This window comes from Streptomyces sp. NPDC098781 (assembly GCF_044759995.1).
Classification (GTDB): Bacteria; Actinomycetota; Actinomycetes; order Streptomycetales; family Streptomycetaceae; genus Streptomyces.
The window spans coordinates 516,081-532,682 of sequence record NZ_JBIWAK010000002.1 but is presented as its reverse complement, the minus strand read 5'-3'; the positions used below and the strand labels follow the sequence as shown (position 1 = coordinate 532,682).

General features: G+C 73.1%; 10 protein-coding genes. All 10 read right to left on the bottom strand.

The features are described 5' to 3' along the window. Nucleotides 1–6: 6 nt before the first annotated feature. On the bottom strand, nt 7–525 hold the full coding sequence (locus tag ACIQWG_RS08475; RefSeq protein ID WP_404093503.1) for a DUF4240 domain-containing protein: 519 nt from the start codon (nt 523–525) through the stop codon (nt 7–9). 117 nt (nt 526–642) lie between these two features. Next, a complete protein-coding gene (locus ACIQWG_RS08470; RefSeq protein ID WP_404092028.1) occupies nt 643–1,617 on the bottom strand; it encodes a helix-turn-helix transcriptional regulator in 975 nt (324 codons plus the stop codon). Between the two features lie 84 nt (nt 1,618–1,701). Beyond that, the gene (gene aceE, locus ACIQWG_RS08465; RefSeq protein ID WP_404092026.1) at nt 1,702–4,404 is read right to left on the bottom strand and encodes a pyruvate dehydrogenase (acetyl-transferring), homodimeric type; all 2,703 of its coding nucleotides are present in this window, start codon (nt 4,402–4,404) and stop codon (nt 1,702–1,704) included. 370 nt (nt 4,405–4,774) lie between these two features. Further along, complete coding sequence (locus ACIQWG_RS08460) at nt 4,775–5,245, bottom strand: hypothetical protein (protein ID WP_404092024.1); 471 nt, start codon at nt 5,243–5,245, stop codon at nt 4,775–4,777. Between the two features lie 117 nt (nt 5,246–5,362). Next, the gene (locus ACIQWG_RS08455) at nt 5,363–5,494 is read right to left on the bottom strand and encodes a hypothetical protein (RefSeq protein WP_404092022.1); all 132 of its coding nucleotides are present in this window, start codon (nt 5,492–5,494) and stop codon (nt 5,363–5,365) included. Between the two features lie 57 nt (nt 5,495–5,551). Continuing rightward, complete coding sequence (locus ACIQWG_RS08450; protein WP_404092020.1) at nt 5,552–10,381, bottom strand: HAD-IC family P-type ATPase; 4,830 nt, start codon at nt 10,379–10,381, stop codon at nt 5,552–5,554. A gap of 164 nt (nt 10,382–10,545) precedes the next feature. Continuing rightward, complete coding sequence (locus tag ACIQWG_RS08445) at nt 10,546–11,175, bottom strand: GntR family transcriptional regulator (RefSeq protein ID WP_404092018.1); 630 nt, start codon at nt 11,173–11,175, stop codon at nt 10,546–10,548. A gap of 194 nt (nt 11,176–11,369) precedes the next feature. After that, complete coding sequence (gene sucB, locus ACIQWG_RS08440) at nt 11,370–13,166, bottom strand: 2-oxoglutarate dehydrogenase, E2 component, dihydrolipoamide succinyltransferase (RefSeq protein WP_404092015.1); 1,797 nt, start codon at nt 13,164–13,166, stop codon at nt 11,370–11,372. Between the two features lie 66 nt (nt 13,167–13,232). Then, nucleotides 13,233–14,621: a dihydrolipoyl dehydrogenase gene (lpdA, locus tag ACIQWG_RS08435; protein ID WP_404092013.1), complete on the bottom strand. Its 1,389-nt coding sequence runs from the start codon at nt 14,619–14,621 to the stop codon at nt 13,233–13,235. Between the two features lie 257 nt (nt 14,622–14,878). After that, nucleotides 14,879–16,414: a leucyl aminopeptidase gene (locus ACIQWG_RS08430; protein ID WP_404092011.1), complete on the bottom strand. Its 1,536-nt coding sequence runs from the start codon at nt 16,412–16,414 to the stop codon at nt 14,879–14,881. Between the last annotated feature and the right edge of the window lie 188 nt (nt 16,415–16,602).

Sequence of the window (16,602 nt, the reverse complement as noted above, 5' to 3'; positions counted from 1 at the left end):
GAGGCCTCAGTCCTTGAATCGCTCCCACAGCCTGGGGAAACGCTCCGCGAGCGCCCGCTCGTTCTCGAAGTCGACCGGCGCGCCCCCTGGTTCCGGGGGCGCGGGCGGGATGCCGAGGTCGGGGGCGACCGTGCCGGTGAGTTGCTCGTACGCCTCGTCCGCGGCGTAGCCGAGCTCCTCGCCGTCGCCGTCGAACTCCTCGTCGAAGTCGTCCAACAGGTCGGCCAGCGAGTCGGGGTCGTGCACCCCGCCCTCGTACACCTCGCGGCCCTGGCCGATCAGCCAGCACCGGAAGAAGTCGAACGCGTCGTCGCTGGCTCCGTCCAGCAGGACCCAGGCGGCGCCCCACAGGTCCCAGGTGTACGCGCGGTTGTAGCGGGCCTCGAAGTGACGGGCGAAGTCGAGCACCGCGTCGGGGTCCCGTTGGAGAAGCCGTTCCACCAGCAGGTCGGCCTGCTCCTCCGGGTCACCCTCGGCGCCTTCACGGGTGCCGTCCACCAGCTCCCAGAACTCGGTCTCGTCCATCACGGGTCAAGCATCGGCCCTGGGCGGGTGGGGCGCACGTGGAGTGTGGCGGATTGTTATGCGCGATCTCCCGAGCGCCTTGCGGCACCCACGGCACGGAACCCCGTTGTCCCCCCCTCACCCGCGATACAGCTCAGCCAGCCGTATCGCATCGTCGGCGAACCGCTCCCTCAGCTCCGGCGGCGCCAGCACCTCCACCTCCGGACCGAGCGCCGCGAGCTGGGTGTGGGCGACCTCCTCGGACTCCACCGGCAGCGTCAGCGTCACCCAGCCCTCCCCGTCCGGGACACCGGCCGTCTCCAGTGCCTCCCGCGCGGACCCCGGATCCACGGTGTACGGCAGTCTGCGCACCCCGCCCGGGGACACCCGCACCACCACCTCGGCCCGCAGCAGGGACCGCGCGAACTGCTCGGCCCGCTCCTCCCAGAAGCCCGGCAGATCGAACTCCTCGTCCCGCTCGAACCGCTCGTCACCGCTGTCCACGGCGGTGAACCGGTCGATCCGGTACACCCGGAACACCCCATGCCCCGCCACCCGGGCGCACAGATACCAGACGCCCGCCTTCAGCACGAGCCCGTACGGCTCCAGCTCCCGCTCGACCTCGCTCTCCCCGCGCCGGTACCGCGCCACGATCCGCCGGTCGTCCCACACCGCGTCCGCGACGGCCGGCAGCAGCTCGGGAGTCTTCGGTTCCTTGAACCAGTTCGGGGCGTCCAGATGGAATCGCTGGGTCGCCGTACGGGAGGCGTCACGCAGGGAGGGCAGCAGCGCGGCGGACACCTTCAGCCGCGCGGCGGACGCGGCGTCCTCCAGCCCCATCTCCCGCAGCGCGCCCGGCACCCCACTGAGGAACAGCGCCTCGGCCTCGCTCCGCGCGAGCCCCGTCAGCCTGGTCCGATAGCCCCCGATGAGCCGGTACCCACCGGCCCGCCCCCGGTCCGCGTACACCGGAACGCCCGCCTCCGACAACGCCTGCGCGTCCCGTGTCACGGTCCGCTCCGACACCTCCAGCTCGCGCGCCAGCTCGGCGGCGGTCATGGACGGCCGGGACTGGAGCAACAGCACCATCTTGATCAGCCGGGCAGCGCGCATACGGCCATGATGCCGGGGCCCACTGACAACGAAGGGGTACGGCAGCCGCCGTACCCCTTCGTCGAGGACCAGGAAGGTCAGCCCTTACAGGCCGTACTTCTCCCGCGCCTCCTTGACCGCCGTCGCCTTGACCTCGCCCCGCTTCGCGAGCTGGGCCAGGGCCGCCACGACGATCGACTCGGCGTCGACGCCGAAGTGGCGGCGGGCCGCCTCGCGGGTGTCGGACAGGCCGAAGCCGTCGGCACCGAGGGAGGAGTAGTCCTGCTCGACCCACTGCGCGATCTGGTCGGGGACCTGGCGCATGTAGTCGGAGACGGCGAGGACCGGGCCCTCGGCGCCGTGCAGTGCCTGACGGACGTACGGCAGGCGCTCCTCGCCCCGCAGCAGCGCCGCGTCCGCCTCCAGGGCGTCCCGGCGCAGCTCCGTCCAGGACGTCGCCGACCAGACGTCGGCGGCCACGCCCCACTCCTCGGCGAGCAGCCGCTGCGCCTTCAGGGCCCAGTGGATCGCCGTGCCGGAGCCGAGCAGCTGGATGCGCGGGGCGTTCGCCGGCACGGTCACGCCCGCCGACTCCGCCGTGTTGAAGCGGTACAGGCCCTTGACGATGCCCTCGTCGATCCCGCTCACCGCCGGCTTGGCCGGCTGCGGCAGCGGCTCGTTGTAGACGGTGAGGTAGTAGAAGACGTTCGGGTCCTCGTCCGGCGCCGCCTCGCCGTACATCCGGCGCAGACCGTCCTTGACGATCGCCGCGACCTCGTAGGCGAAGGCCGGGTCGTACGTCAGCGCCGCCGGGTTCGTCGCCGCGATCACCGGCGAGTGACCGTCGGCGTGCTGGAGGCCCTCGCCCGTCAGGGTCGTACGGCCCGCCGTCGCGCCGACCAGGAAGCCGCGGCCGAGCTGGTCGCCGAGCTGCCACATCTGGTCGGCCGTGCGCTGCCAGCCGAACATCGAGTAGAAGATGTAGAACGGGATCATCGCCTCGCCGTGCGTCGCGTACGCGGTGGACGCGGCGATGAAGTCGGCCATCGAACCGGCCTCGGTGATCCCCTCGTTGAGGATCTGGCCGTTCTTGGCCTCCTTGTAGTACATCAGCTGGTCACGGTCGACCGGCTCGTACGTCTGGCCCTTGGGGGAGTAGATCCCGAGGGACGGGAAGAGCGACTCCATACCGAAGGTGCGCGCCTCGTCGGGGACGATCGGCACCCAGCGGCTGCCCGTCTCCTTGTCGCGGACCAGGTCCTTGACCAGGCGGACGAAGGCCATCGTGGTCGCCACGTTCTGCGAGCCCGAGCCCTTGTCGAAGGAGGCGAACGCCTTGTCGGCCGGGGCCGGCAGCGGGGCCACCGGGTGGACGCGACGGGCCGGGGCCGGGCCGCCGAGGGCCGCGCGGGTCTCCTGGAGGTAGCGGACCTCGGGCGAGTCGGCGCCGGGGTGGCCGTAGGGCACGACCCCGTCGACGAACTGGGCGTCGGAGATGGGCAGCTCGAGAAGGTCACGCATGTTCTTGAACTCGTCCACCGACAGCTTCTTCATCTGGTGGTTGGCGTTCTTCGACGCGAAGCCCTCGCCGAGGGTGTGGCCCTTGACCGTCTGGGCCAGGATCACGGTCGGCGCGCCCTTGAACTCGACGGCGGCCTTGTAGGCGGCGTACACCTTGCGCGCCTCGTGGCCACCGCGGGAGAGGTGGAAGCACTCGAGGATCTTGTCGTCGCTCAGCAGCTTCGCCATCTCGACGAGCGCCGGGTCCTTGCCGAAGAAGTCCTCGCGGATATAGGCGGCGTCGCGGGTCTGGTACGTCTGCACCTGCGCGTCGGGTACCTCGCGCAGGCGGCGTACCAGCGCGCCGGTGGTGTCGAGCTGGAACAGCTCGTCCCACGCCGTGCCCCACAGCGTCTTCACGACGTTCCAGCCGGCGCCGCGGAACTGCGCCTCCAGCTCCTGAACGATCTTGAAGTTGGCGCGGACCGGGCCGTCGAGGCGCTGGAGGTTGCAGTTGATGACGAAGGTCAGGTTGTCCAGGCCCTCGCGGGAGGCCAGGGCGAGGGCCGCCGTGGACTCCGGTTCGTCCATCTCGCCGTCGCCGAGGAACGCCCAGACGTGGGAGTTCGAGACGTCCTTGACGCCGCGCGCGGTCAGATAGCGGTTGAAACGCGCCTGGTAGATCGCCGACAGCGGGCCGAGGCCCATGGAGACGGTGGGGAACTCCCACAGCCAGGGCAGGCGGCGGGGGTGCGGGTACGACGGCAGGCCGTTGCCGCCGGCCTCCTGGCGGAAGTTGTCCAGGTGCTGCTCGGTGAGACGGCCGTCGAGGAAGGCGCGGGCGTAGATGCCGGGGGAGGCGTGGCCCTGGATGTAGAGCTGGTCGCCGGAGCCGTCCGCCTCCTTGCCCTTGAAGAAGTGGTTGAAGCCGGTCTCGTAGAGCCAGGCCGCGGAGGCGAAGGTGGCGATGTGGCCGCCGACGCCGTGTTTCGAGCCGCGGGTCACCATGGCGGCCGCGTTCCAGCGGTTCCACGCGGTGATCCGGCGCTCCATCGCCTCGTCACCGGGCGCGGACGGCTCGGCGGAGGTCGGGATGGTGTTGACGTAGTCGGTCTCGAGGAGCTTGGGCAGCGCGATGCCGTTGCCCTCGGCCCGTTCCAGCGTGCGGCGCATCAGGTACGCCGCGCGATGCGGCCCGGCAGCCTTGGCGACCGCGTCCAGCGAGGCCTGCCATTCGGCGGTCTCCTCGGGGTCGCGGTCAGGGAGCTGGTCGAGCTCGCTCGGCTGGATGGCGTTGGGGTCGGTCATGTCGCCGCCTTCCTCAGTCGAAGGGGGTTCCCTCGTCGTCAAGGGTTCGGGGGTGCCCTAGGTCTTTGGCAGGACAGGGCGGGCGGACTTCGGTGCGGGGTCGATGTGTGACTCCGTCGCGTGTCCGTCGGCGACTGTAACTCGCTGATCGATGATCGATCAAAGGTTGGCGACCCAAAAGGGCTCGATCGCGAGAAATTGGCATCCGGTGCCGGACCATCAGGCACGCGGTGCCGTGTTTTCCCTGCTCACCTGAGTTGCGGGCGGCTAGCTTGGGCGGCCCGCGTCGACCGGAGGCGCTGAACGTCGGTGGGGTCCCGGCGGCCTTCTCGGTGCCGGGATCCCAGCGACGCTCAGGAGGCGGGCGTACTCACCCGGTGACCGTCCGCCCGGTCGTGCCCGGGTCCGCCCGTCCGGTCGTGGACGGCGGGCCCTCCTGGTCCTGGGCGTGGTCCCGTTCCATGTGCTCGTGCTGTTGGCGGTGGCGGGAGGACTGCTCCCGGGTGATCACCTCGGTGGCGGCGCCGACGGCCACCGCGACCGGCCAGGCCATCGCTCCGGCGACGGTCATGCCGCCGAGCAGGCCGTAGAAGGCCAGCTTGCGGGGTGAGGGGACCAGGGAGGTCGCCGTCGCCGCCGCCGAGGTCGCGGCCGTCGAGGTCGCCTTGCGGGCGCCCGAGAACATGTCGCCCGGCGTCACATAGGGAATGGGGACCCGTGGGTGCGCGGTGTGCAGGTGCACCACCTTGCCGCCGGACCGTTTCCGGTCGGCCTGGCCGTTGCCGGCCTCGGCCGGGGTGGACTGGTCCGCGTGCCGGGTCTGCGTCTGTGGGGAAGTCATCGCCGTCCTCCCCTGCTCGGGGATGGGGGTACTGGGTCTTCCCAGCCGCCTTCCATGACCTCACCCGGCTAAACCCGACCTGACCGGACACTTCGCCCAGGTCGGCGGGGGCGCGGATCAGGCCGTGGCCGCCACCGGGCGCCCGCTCGTGCCGAACGCCTTCCAGAGCTGCATGGCCAGGCGCACCAGGACCGCCTCGAGAAGGGCGATGGCCACCTGGGTCAGGATCGTGCTGAGGATGTGCGGCATGATCAGCCGCCTTTCATGTGCGTCGTACTGGGTACGACTCCTTTGTCCGGCCCGATGTCATCCGGCGGACCGCACCCGGGTGTCTTCAGGGTGAACTTTCCCCAGCGTGCCGATGGCGCCCCTGGCCGCCGCGGGCACCAGCACCGACCCCGCCGCCGTCGCCAGCGCGATCGTCCAGCCCGCCGGGCCGAGCGGCCGGCTGCCGAAGAAGTGGCTGAGCCCCGGCACGGTCACGACCACGCCCAGCACCACCAGGGACCCCGCCACGGCGATGGCGACCACCGGATCGCGGCCCGCGTCCTGAAGCGTCTGGAACAGCTGGGACGTCACCAGGGCGACCAGCGCGACGGTGTCGGCGCGCGCCCGGGTACCGGTCGCACGGGCGATGATCCAGGCGGTGCCGGCCGCGACGGTGGTGACCGTGGCGCGCAGCCGGATGTGCCGGGTCAGGGCCTGGCCGAGCGAGGCCTCCGGGCCCTCGGCGAGCAACTGGTCCCGGTCGGCGGCGGGCGGCCGGGCCGCGATGGCCATGGCGGGCAGCATGTCGGTGAGCACGTTGACCAGCAGCAGCTGGCGCGCGTTCAGCGCACTGCGCCCGGTCAGCAGCGTGGTCGCCAGGGTGAACGCGATCTCCCCCAGGTTGCCGCCGAGCAGGATCCCCAGCGCCTTGCGCACCGAGGCCCACATGGCCCGTCCCTCGACGAACGCGTCGACGATGGTCTCGATCCGGTCGTCGGTGACGACCATGTCGGCCGCGGCCCGAGCGGCCGGCGTCGCCCGTGAGCCGAGCGCGATGCCGACGTCGGCGATCCGGATGGCGGGCGCGTCGTTGGCGCCGTCGCCGGTGACGGCGACGATCCGGCCGGCCGAGCGCAGCGCGCTGACGATACGGACCTTGTGCGCCGGGGTGGTCCGGGCGAACACGGTGATGTCCGGCAGCGTCCTGGCCAGCTCCGCGTCGTCGAGGGCGTCCAGCTCCGCCCCCGTCATCAGGCGCGGCTCCTCCTCGGGGCGCAGCTCCCGGGCGATGGCGGCGGCCGTGCTCGGGTGGTCCCCGGTGACCATGACGATCCGCACCCCGGCCCGGGACAGCCGGTCCACGCTCTCGGCGGCGGTGGCCCGCACCGGGTCGGCGAGCCCCAGCAGCCCCAGCAGACACAGGCCGTCCACGCCCTCGTCGTCGAGCTCGCCGTCGTCGTGCGGGGCGCCCTCGGGCAGCACGCGCTCGGCCACCGCCAGCACCCTCAGACCGCGTCTGGCCAGCCGGTCGACCTCCGCCTCCGTCTCCTCGCGCACCCCGTCGTCGAACGGCCGCGTGACGTCCCCCCGGCGCACCCGGTCACAGCGCGCCAGCACGACCTCCGGCGCGCCCTTGACGACGATCCGCGCCTCGCCGTCCGTCCGCCCCCGCACGGCGTGGAAGCCACGCCCCGGCTCGAACGGCAGCTCGGCGAGGCGCTCCCAGGTGTCCGTACCCAGCCCGGCCGCGCGGGCCGGAGCCGCGCCCAGCAGCTCGGCCCCCGCCGCGATGGCCCGGTCGGTGGGATGGGTGAGGTCCGCCGCGGCCCCCGGCGGCCCGGCCAGGGCGGCCGTGGCGACGATCCGCCGCAGCGCCGGCCCGACCCGCTCCGGCGCACCGCGCTGCACACCGTCGGAGACCTGCTGAAGACTGATCCGGCCCTCGGTGAGCGTGCCGGTCTTGTCGAAGCACAGCACGTCGGTGCGGCCCAGTGCCTCGATGGTGGAGGCGCTGCGGACCAGGGTGTCGCGGGTGGACAGCCGGCGGGCCGCCGCCAGCTCCGCGACCGTGGCGACGAACGGCAGCCCCTCCGGTACGGCCGCCACGCACAGGCTGACCGCCGAGCCCAGGGCCGAGCCCAACGGCCGTCCGCGCAGCATGTCGACGGCGAACAGGACCACGCCCGCGCCGACGGACAACGGCAGGAACCAGCGGCCCAGCGCCTTCAGCCGCCGCTCCACCCCGCTCTCCGGCGGTCCGCTCTCGGGGCCCGCCTCGCCCGCGCTGCCCGCCTCGGTGGCCGTGCCGGTGGCCACGACCACGCCGAGCGCGTGACCGGCCGCCACCGTCGTGCCCTCGTACAGCATCGACGTGCGGTCCGCGACCGCGCGGGCCGAGGTCGGAGCCGCGGTCTTGGTGACGGGCAGCGACTCGCCGGTCAGGCTGGACTCGTCCACCTCCAGCCCCTGGGCCCGCACCACCCGGCAGTCCGCCGGCACCGAGTCGCCGGCCCGCAGCTCGATCACATCGCCGCGCACCAGGTGCTCACCGGCCGTCTCCACCGCCTCCGCCCGGCCGGGCCGCAGCACCCGCACCCGCACCGAGGTGGCCTCGACCAGCCGCTCCGCCGCGTCGTCGGCCTGCTGCCGCTGCACCCCGCCGACCAGCGCGTCCACGCCGAGCACCCCGCCGATCAGCACGGCGTCCAGCACGGAGCCGAGCGCCGCCGAGATACCGCCGCCGATCGCGAGGATGGGGGTGAGCGGATTGGCCAGCTCCTCCGCGACCCGGCCGATCAGGGTGACGGCGCCGTCGTGGTGGTCGTCCCCCTCGAACTGGCGGCGCCGCGCGGCCTCCGCCTCGTCCAGACCCCGGGACGAGGTACCGAGCCGGGCCATCACCTGACGTACCGCCATCGCGTGCCAGGGGGTGTGCCCGGTGGCCGCCGGCGCGGGGCGGCCGTGCAGCCGCCACCCCGCCCAGAGACCGGCCGACATCCCGGCGATCGTCACGCCGTCGGCCACCAGCCGGGCCCGTTCCCAGGCACGCGGACGGGGCACCAGCAGCGCGAGCGCCGAGCCCGCGGCGGCACCGGCGCCCTCCAGCCGGGCGCACAGCCTGCTGATCCGCCGGGCCTCCGGCAGAGCGGTCAGCAGCAGGTGGACGACATCCGGTGGGGCGGCGACATCGGCGTCCCAGGGCACGTGCCGGGGGTCGGAGATCGACCCGAGGCCCAGGTCCGCGCGGACCAGGGCACGCCGGGTGCGCGCCGAGATCACGGCCACCCCGTGCCCCTGGGCCTGGAGGGACCGCACCAGCGCGGCCGTGCGCCGGTGCCCGGTCGGCACGGCCTCGTCCAGACCGAAGCGCAGATGCAGTCCGGGCGGGCCGCCCACCAGCCGCACCCGGCCGCACTGCTGTGCCGCGCGCACCAAGTGGTGGGCCAGCGGATGCAGTTGGGGAACCAGAGCGGCCACGGCCACCGGCATCCCCTCCCGCACCACGAGTACGACCCGCGCCCCCCGCTCGCCCCACTCCCGGGCCTGCGCGACGGCGTCCGGGGGCAGCGCGCCGGTGTCCGGCACACCGTCGGAGGGGTCGTCGAAGGGCCGCAACTCCCAGCCGCGCGGCCGCGGTTCGGGGGCGCCGACCCGCTGCCGGCTTCCGGCCGTCCCCTCCGCCTCCACCAGCTCGTGGATCCGTACGTGGATCTCGTCGTCGCCGGGCCCGCCGTCCGGACCTCCGGGCTCGGCGGCGTCCCCGGGTCTCCTGCTCTCCGGGATGCCCTGCGGCTGACCCTCGGCGGGCGGGGAACCGGGCGTCGGCAGGAGCAGCACGCCCTCGACGGTCCAGTCGCGGCCGGCCAGCACCCGGGCGTCGAGCACCACGGTGTCGATCCGGTCCAGGCGCCGCAGCACCTCCGGGCGCAGCACCAGGGCGCCCCGGTCGGACACGGCCCGGCCCACCGTGGCGGCGAACGCCTCGCGGCCGGACAGGGGCCCGCGCGGCGTTCCCGCGATCAGCAGGGCGATCCCCCGGTCGTGGCTCAGCGTGCTGAGTGTGGTCAGCCCGTACGCCGCGAGCGCCACCGGCGCCGCCACGTTCGCGTACCGCTCGCCCGGGCCCGGCGGCAGCGGCGCGGGGCGCTTATGGGCCGGCACCGCGTCATGGCGGTACGTCCCCTCGTGCACGGCCAGCCTGCCCGCCCACTTCGCCCACGCCGTGCGCCGTGCCCGCACCTCCGCGAACCGGGCGGCGGCCAGCGTGGCGGCCACCGTGGCGCCGAGCGGCCGGAAGGTCAGCGTCGTCGCCAGCAGGTTCGCCACGGTGAAGCCGCGTTCCGTGGCGGTGTAGCCGATCCGGCGGGCGAGGCCCTCGCGCAGGGGCGGCGTGGACTCCGCGAGCTGGATCGCCGACAGCACCAGCGGATGCAGCCCGCGCAGCCGCAGCGCGTCCCCCACCGCCGTGACCCCGACCGCCAGCACCCCGGCCCCGAGCCGCACCGCCGCACCGACCTGCGCCCGCGGATCCCCGGGGTAACCGACGGTGGGCCGCCCCCGGTCCGCACCGCCCGGCCCTCGGGCCGCGTCACGCGGCGCGCCCTGCCGGCCGGCCGCGCCGGACGGCGCGCTCGGCGCTTCGGTGGCCTCGCCGGGTGTGCTCCGCTCCTCGGGTTCGCGGTGTTCCGCGTCCTGCGCCTCGGCGGCGTCCTGTCCCTCGGCGGCCTCGCCCGGTGCGCTCTGTCCGTCGGCCCCGTCACCGACCGAGGCATCCGCCGCCGCGACCATCCCGGCGATGGCGTCCAGGTCGGCGTCCGGTCCGCAGCCGACGTACACGCAGCCCAGCGTGCCGTTCACCTCGGCGCGGCTCACCCCCGGCATCCGGCGCAGCGCCGCCTCCAGGCCGCGAGCCGCCGTCACCGTGCCGGGCTGTCCCAGCCGCCGGAGCTCGATCTGCACGCCTCCGGAGGTGGGCCACAGGCCGGGCGCACCGCCGCGCACCAGCGGCCCGAGCACCGGCAGCACCCCCGGTACGGCACCCAGTCCCCGAGCCACAGCCCGTGCCACCGTCGCGGCCGAGGCCACCGTGCCGAGCGTGGAGGGCAGTACGGACCCGGCGAGAACGGAGGTGAGCTGGGTCCAGATCACGCGGCCTCCACCTCGGCGACGGGAGTCGTGAGCACCGCCGCCTCGGAGGGAGACACGGCTCCCACCAGTATTGATGCGCCTCAACAACCCCGCTCGTCACAGCGGACTCCGGCTGGGCCGGGTGGAGGAGTGCCCTCGTCGCACCCGCTGAGCGCTGGGGCCTGTCAGCCCTCGTGCCGCGGAGCGCACCCGAGCACATGCGCCTTGACGATCTCGGCGATCCGCGGATCGCGGCGCTGGAACGCCGCCACCAGCTCCTCGTGCTCCTCCGCGTACGACTGCTGCACGGTCCCCAGCCACCGGATCGACAGCGCCGTGAACACCTCGATGCCGAGGCCCTCCCAGGTGTGCAGCAGCACGGAGTTGCCCGCCGCGCGGACCAGTTCCCGGTGGAAGGCGACCGTGTGCCGCACCTGGGCCGTGCCGTCGGCCAGGCGGTCGGCGTCGTAGAGGGCGGCGACATGGGGTTCGAGGGCCGAGCAGTCCTCGGCGAGGCGCGCGGCCGCGAGTTCGGCGGCGATGGCCTCCAGACCGGCCCGGACCGGGTAGCTCTCCTCCAGGTCGGCGGCCGTCAGATTCCGTACCCGCACGCCCTTGTTGGGCGCGGACTCGATCAGCCGCAGCGACTCCAGCTCGCGCAGGGCCTCGCGCACGGGCGTCTGGCTGACCTCCAGCTCGGTCGCGATCCGCCGCTCCACGATCCGCTCGCCCGGCTGCCAGCGACCGCTGATGATCCCCTCCAGGATGTGCTCGCGGATCTGTTCGCGCAGCGAGTGGATGACGGGGGCGGTCATGAGGGCTCCTTAGACGGGGCCCACAGGCCCCCGGGGGCGTTTTGACGTTTAGACAATACGGCCGGGACCCCGCGCGGGAGGGGCGCACGGGGGCGCTTTTGCGCAGGTGAGACGAGACTTACACACCTGCATGGCGATGCCCCCGCCCGGAGACTTCCGGACGGGGGCATCGAACAGCCGTACCCAGGAGGGGGTTACAGGCCGAGCTCGACCTCGAACTCGCCCGCCTCCAGGATCGCCTTGACCGCGGTCAGGTAACGGGCCGCGTCGGCGCCGTCCACCAGACGGTGGTCGTAGGAGAGGGTCAGGTACGTCATGTCGCGGACGCCGATGACCGTGCCCTCCTCGGTCTCGATGACCGCCGGGCGCTTGACCGTGGCACCGATGCCGAGGATCGCGACCTGGCCCGGCGGCACGATGATCGTGTCGAAGAGCGCGCCGCGCGAACCGGTGTTGGAGATCGTGAAGGTCGCGCCGGACAGCTCGTCGGGCGTGATCTTGTTGGCGCGGACCTTGCCGGCCAGCTCCGCCGTGGCCTTCGCGATACCGGCGAGGTTGAGGTCGCCCGCGTGCTTGATGACCGGGGTCATCAGGCCCTTCTCGGAGTCCACCGCGATTCCGACGCTCTCGGAGTCGAAGTAGGTGATCGTGCCCTCGGCCTCGTTGATCTTGGCGTTGATGACCGGGTGGGCCTTCAGCGCCTGGGCCGCCGCCTTCACGAAGAACGGCATCGGGGAGAGCTTGACGCCCTCGCGCGCGGCGAAGGAGTCCTTGGCCTGCGCACGCAGCCGCATCAGGCGGGTGACGTCGACCTCGACGACCGAGGACAGCTGCGCCTGCTCGTGCAGCGCCTTGACCATGTTGTCGCCGATGACCTTGCGGATGCGCGGCATCTTGACGGTCTGGCCACGGAGGGGGGAGACCTCCAGGGCCGGCGCCTTCTTGGCGGCCGGAGCGGCGGCAGCGGCCGGAGCCGGGGCGGCAGCGGCGGCCTTCGCGGCCTCGGCGGCGGCGACGACGTCCTGCTTGCGGATACGGCCGCCGACGCCGGTGCCCTTGACGGTGGCCAGGTCGACGCCGTGCTCGGCGGCGAGCTTGCGCACCAGCGGGGTGACGTAGGCGCCCTCGTCGGTCGGCTTGGCGGCGGCCGGAGCGGCCGGAGCCGGGGTGACCGGAGCCGGCGCGGCCGGCGCGGGGGCCGGGGCGGCGGGCTGGGCCGGAGCCGGGGCGGCAGCGGCGGGGGCGGCCGGAGCGGCCGGAGCCGCGGGGGCAGCCGGAGCCGCGGGCGCGGCCGGGGCGGCCGGAGCCGGAGCGGCGGCGGGGGCCGGAGCCTCCTGGGCCGGGGCGGCGGCCGGAGCGGCACCCTGGGCGCCGATGACGGCCAGCTTGGCGCCGACCTCGGCCGTCTCGTCCTCGCCGACCACGATCTCCAGCAGGGTGCCGGACGCGGGGGCGGGGATCTCGGTGTCGACCTTGTCCGTCGACACCTCGAGCAGCGGCTCGTCGGCCTCGACGCTGTCACCGACCGACTTCAGCCAGCGGGTGACGGTGCCCTCGGTGACGGACTCGCCGAGCGCGGGCAGGACCACGTCCGTGCCCTCGGCGCTGCCGCCGCCGGCGGCGGCCTCGGCGGTGGGCGCCGGGGCCGGGGCGGCCTGCTCGGTGGACGGGGCCGCGGCCTGCGGGGCCGGCTCCGGCTCGGCGGCCGGGGCGGGCTCGGCGGCGGGGGCCGGGGCGGCAGCGGGCGCACCGGAGCCGTCGTCGATCAGGGCCAGCTCGGCGCCGACCTCGACCGTCTCGTCCTCGGCGACCTTGATGGAGGCCAGGACGCCGGTGGCCGGCGAGGGGATCTCGGTGTCGACCTTGTCGGTGGAGACCTCGAGCAGCGGCTCGTCGGCCTCGACGCGCTCACCCTCGGCCTTCAGCCAGCGGGTGACAGTGCCCTCGGTGACGCTCTCGCCGAGCGCCGGAAGGGTTACGGAAACCGCCATGGTTTCGGTTGCTCCTAACGAATTGCGGAAGTCTGTGTCGTCGCTTCGACGTGTTACGACCGAGGGTCAGTCGTGCGAGTGCAGCGGCTTGCCGGCCAGGGCCAGGTGGGCCTCGCCGAGCGCCTCGTTCTGCGTCGGGTGGGCGTGGATGAGCTGGGCGACCTCGGCCGGCAGCGCCTCCCAGTTGTAGATCAGCTGGGCCTCGCCGACCTGCTCTCCCATGCGGTCGCCGACCATGTGGACGCCGACCACCGCGCCGTCCTTGACCTGGACGAGCTTGATCTCGCCCGCGGTGTTCAGGATCTTGCTCTTGCCGTTGCCCGCCAGGTTGTACTTCAGAGCGACGACCTTGTCCGCACCGTAGATCTCCTTGGCCTTGGCCTCGGTGATACCGACGGAGGCGACCTCCGGGTGGCAGTAGGTCACGCGGGGGACACCGTCGTAGTCGATCGGAACGGTCTTCAGACCGGCCAGACGCTCCGCCACCAGGATGCCCTCGGCGAAGCCGACGTGCGCGAGCTGGAGGGTCGGGACCAGGTCGCCGACCGCCGAGATCGTCGGGACGTTCGTGCGCATGTACTCGTCGACGAGGACGTAGCCGCGGTCCATGGCGACGCCCTGCTCCTCGTAGCCGAGACCGGCGGAGACCGGGCCGCGGCCGACGGCGACCAGCAGGACCTCGGCCTCGAACTCCTTGCCGTCGGCGAGGGAGACCTTGACGCCGTCCTGGGTGTACTCGGCCTTCTGGAAGAAGGTGCCCAGGTTGAACTTGATGCCGCGCTTGCGGAACGCGCGCTCCAGGAGCTTGGAGGAGTTCTCGTCCTCGACCGGGACGAGGTGCTTCAGGCCCTCGATGACGGTCACGTCGGAGCCGAAGGACTTCCACGCGGAGGCGAACTCGACGCCGATGACGCCGCCGCCCAGGATGATCGCGGACTTGGGCACGCGGTCCAGGACGAGGGCGTGGTCGGAGGAGATGATCCGGTCGCCGTCGATCTCCAGGCCGGGCAGCGACTTCGGCACGGAGCCGGTCGCCAGCAGCACGTGGCGGCCCTGGACACGCTGACCGTTCACGTCGACGGAGGTGGGGGAGGACAGTCGGCCCTCGCCCTCGATGTACGTCACCTTGCGGGAGGCGACGAGACCCTGGAGGCCCTTGTACAGGCCGGAGATCACGCCGTCCTTGTACTTGTGGACCCCGGCGATGTCGATGCCCTCGAAGGTGGCCTTCACACCGAACTGCTCGCTCTCGCGGGCCTGGTCGGCGATCTCGCCCGCGTGGAGCAGGGCCTTGGTGGGGATGCAACCCCGGTGCAGGCAGGTGCCGCCGACCTTGTCCTTCTCGATCAGGGCGACGTCCAGGCCCAGCTGCGCCCCGCGCAGGGCCGCGGCGTAACCACCGCTACCACCGCCGAGGATCACTAGGTCGAAAACGGTGCTGGCGTCGTTCGCCACGTCACGTCCTCCATGCATGTGCGCCGTACGCCGGTCTGCGTCGACCGGGCGGCGGCTGGTGTCCGGCCGCTCTTTCTTCGGCCCTGTGGTGGGGGCCCTGTCCTGCCGAGCCCCATCTTCGCACTTGTCCACACCGAACGAGACGCCGGGCCGGTGTGTGAGACGTCCCACGTTCAGTTGAGCGCGCGGGGAAAGCGCTCATGGAAAAGGGGGCTCCGCCCTACCCGCGCGCGGAGCCCCCTCGGTCCAGTACGACGTCAGCCCAGGTCGCCGGCGGCCGTCAGCTCGGCCAGCCGCACCAGCGTGCGCACGGCGGACCCCGTACCACCCTTCGGCGTGTACCCGAAGGGGCCGCCCTCGTTGAACGCCGGCCCCGCGATGTCCACGTGGGCCCAGGTGATCCCCTCGCCCACGAACTCCCGCAGGAAGAGGCCCGCGACCAGCCCGCCGCCCATCCGCTCACCCATGTTCGCGATGTCGGCGGTCGGCGAGTCCATCCCCTTGCGCAGGTGGTCGGGGAGCGGCATCGGCCAGGACGCCTCGCCGACCTCCTCGGCCGCCTCCACGATGGCGGAGCGGAACGCGTCGTCGTTGGCCATCACACCGAAGGTGCGGTTGCCGAGCGCCAGCACCATCGCGCCGGTCAGCGTCGCCACGTCCACGATCGCGTCCGGCTTCTCCTGCGAGGCGGCCCACAGGGCGTCGGCGAGCACGAGCCGGCCCTCGGCGTCGGTGTTGAGCACCTCGACGGTCTTGCCGCTGTACATCCGCAGCACGTCACCGGGACGCACCGCCGACCCCGACGGCATGTTCTCGGCGAGCGCCAGCCAGCCGGTGATGTTCACCTTCAGCCCGAGCCGGGCGGCGGCGACGACGGCGGCGAACACGGCGGCCGCCCCGCTCATGTCGCACTTCATCGTCTCGTTGTGGCCGGCCGGCTTCAGCGAGATGCCGCCCGAGTCGTAGGTGATGCCCTTGCCGACCAGGGCGAGGTGCTTGTCCGCCTTGGAGGGCGTGTACGACAGCTTCACCAGCCGCGGGCCCGCGGCCGAGCCGGAGCCGACGCCGAGGATGCCGCCGTAGCCGCCCTTGGTCAGCGCCTTCTCGTCGAGCACCTGCACCTTGATGCCGTGCTCCTTGCCCGCGGCCGTGGCGATCGCGGCGAAGGACTCGGGGGTGAGGTCGTTGGGCGGGGTGTTGATCAGGTCGCGGGCGCGGTTGAGCTCCTCGGCGACGGCGGTGGCGCGCTCGACGGCGGCCTTGTGCTCCTTGTCGCGGGGCTTGGCGCCGAGCAGCGCGGCCTCGGCGAGCGGCGCCTTGCCGTTCTTCTTGCCCCGGGCGCCGTCGGCGTCGCCGTTGTCCTTGTAGACGTCGAAGGAGTACGCGCCCAGCAGCACGCCCTCGGCGACGGCACCGGTGTCACCGGAGTCGCCCAGCGGCAGCGCGAACGCCGCCTTCTTGGCGCCGGTGAGGGCGCGGGCGGCGACGCCGGCGGCCTTGCGCAGCGCCTCCCCGTCGTACTCGGCGTCCTTCTCGGGTGCGGTGCCCAGTCCCACCGCCACCACGAGCGGGGTCTTGAAGCCGGCGGGTGCGGGCAGCTTCGTCACCTCGCCCTCGGCGCCGGAGGCACCGAGGGTCTCCAGGACGCCGGCCAGCTTGCCGTCGTAGGCCTTGTCCACGGCTTCCGCGCCAGGGGCGACGACCGGGCCCTGGGCGCCCTTGGCGACACCGATCACGATCGCGTCGGCTCGCAGGCCGGGCGCCGCGGCGGTGCTGAGAGTGAGAGCAGTCACGGTGGTGAAATCTCGCTTCCGATGTGAAGTTGCGTTGGCCGAACAGTGTGGGTCGACCGGGCCCGACGGCCGACCCTAATTCCGACCTGCGGATGCGGTGGCAGCGGGGCCTTCCCCGGTACGGCGAACACTCGGCATGAGCCTACGCTCGTGTGAGCGTTCGCTCATTCTTTCGGCCGTTCACCTGT

What these genes read in the sequence shown, in the direction of transcription:
- ACIQWG_RS08475 (WP_404093503.1), bottom strand. Translation starts at nt 525, where the DNA reads ATGGACGAGACCGAGTTCTGGGAGCTGGTGGACGGCACCCGTGAAGGC.
- ACIQWG_RS08470 (WP_404092028.1), bottom strand. Translation starts at nt 1,617, where the DNA reads ATGCGCGCTGCCCGGCTGATCAAGATGGTGCTGTTGCTCCAGTCCCGG.
- aceE (WP_404092026.1), bottom strand. Translation starts at nt 4,404, where the DNA reads ATGACCGACCCCAACGCCATCCAGCCGAGCGAGCTCGACCAGCTCCCT.
- ACIQWG_RS08460 (WP_404092024.1), bottom strand. Translation starts at nt 5,245, where the DNA reads ATGACTTCCCCACAGACGCAGACCCGGCACGCGGACCAGTCCACCCCG.
- ACIQWG_RS08455 (WP_404092022.1), bottom strand. Translation starts at nt 5,494, where the DNA reads ATGCCGCACATCCTCAGCACGATCCTGACCCAGGTGGCCATCGCCCTT.
- ACIQWG_RS08445 (WP_404092018.1), bottom strand. Translation starts at nt 11,175, where the DNA reads ATGACCGCCCCCGTCATCCACTCGCTGCGCGAACAGATCCGCGAGCAC.
- sucB (WP_404092015.1), bottom strand. Translation starts at nt 13,166, where the DNA reads ATGGCGGTTTCCGTAACCCTTCCGGCGCTCGGCGAGAGCGTCACCGAG.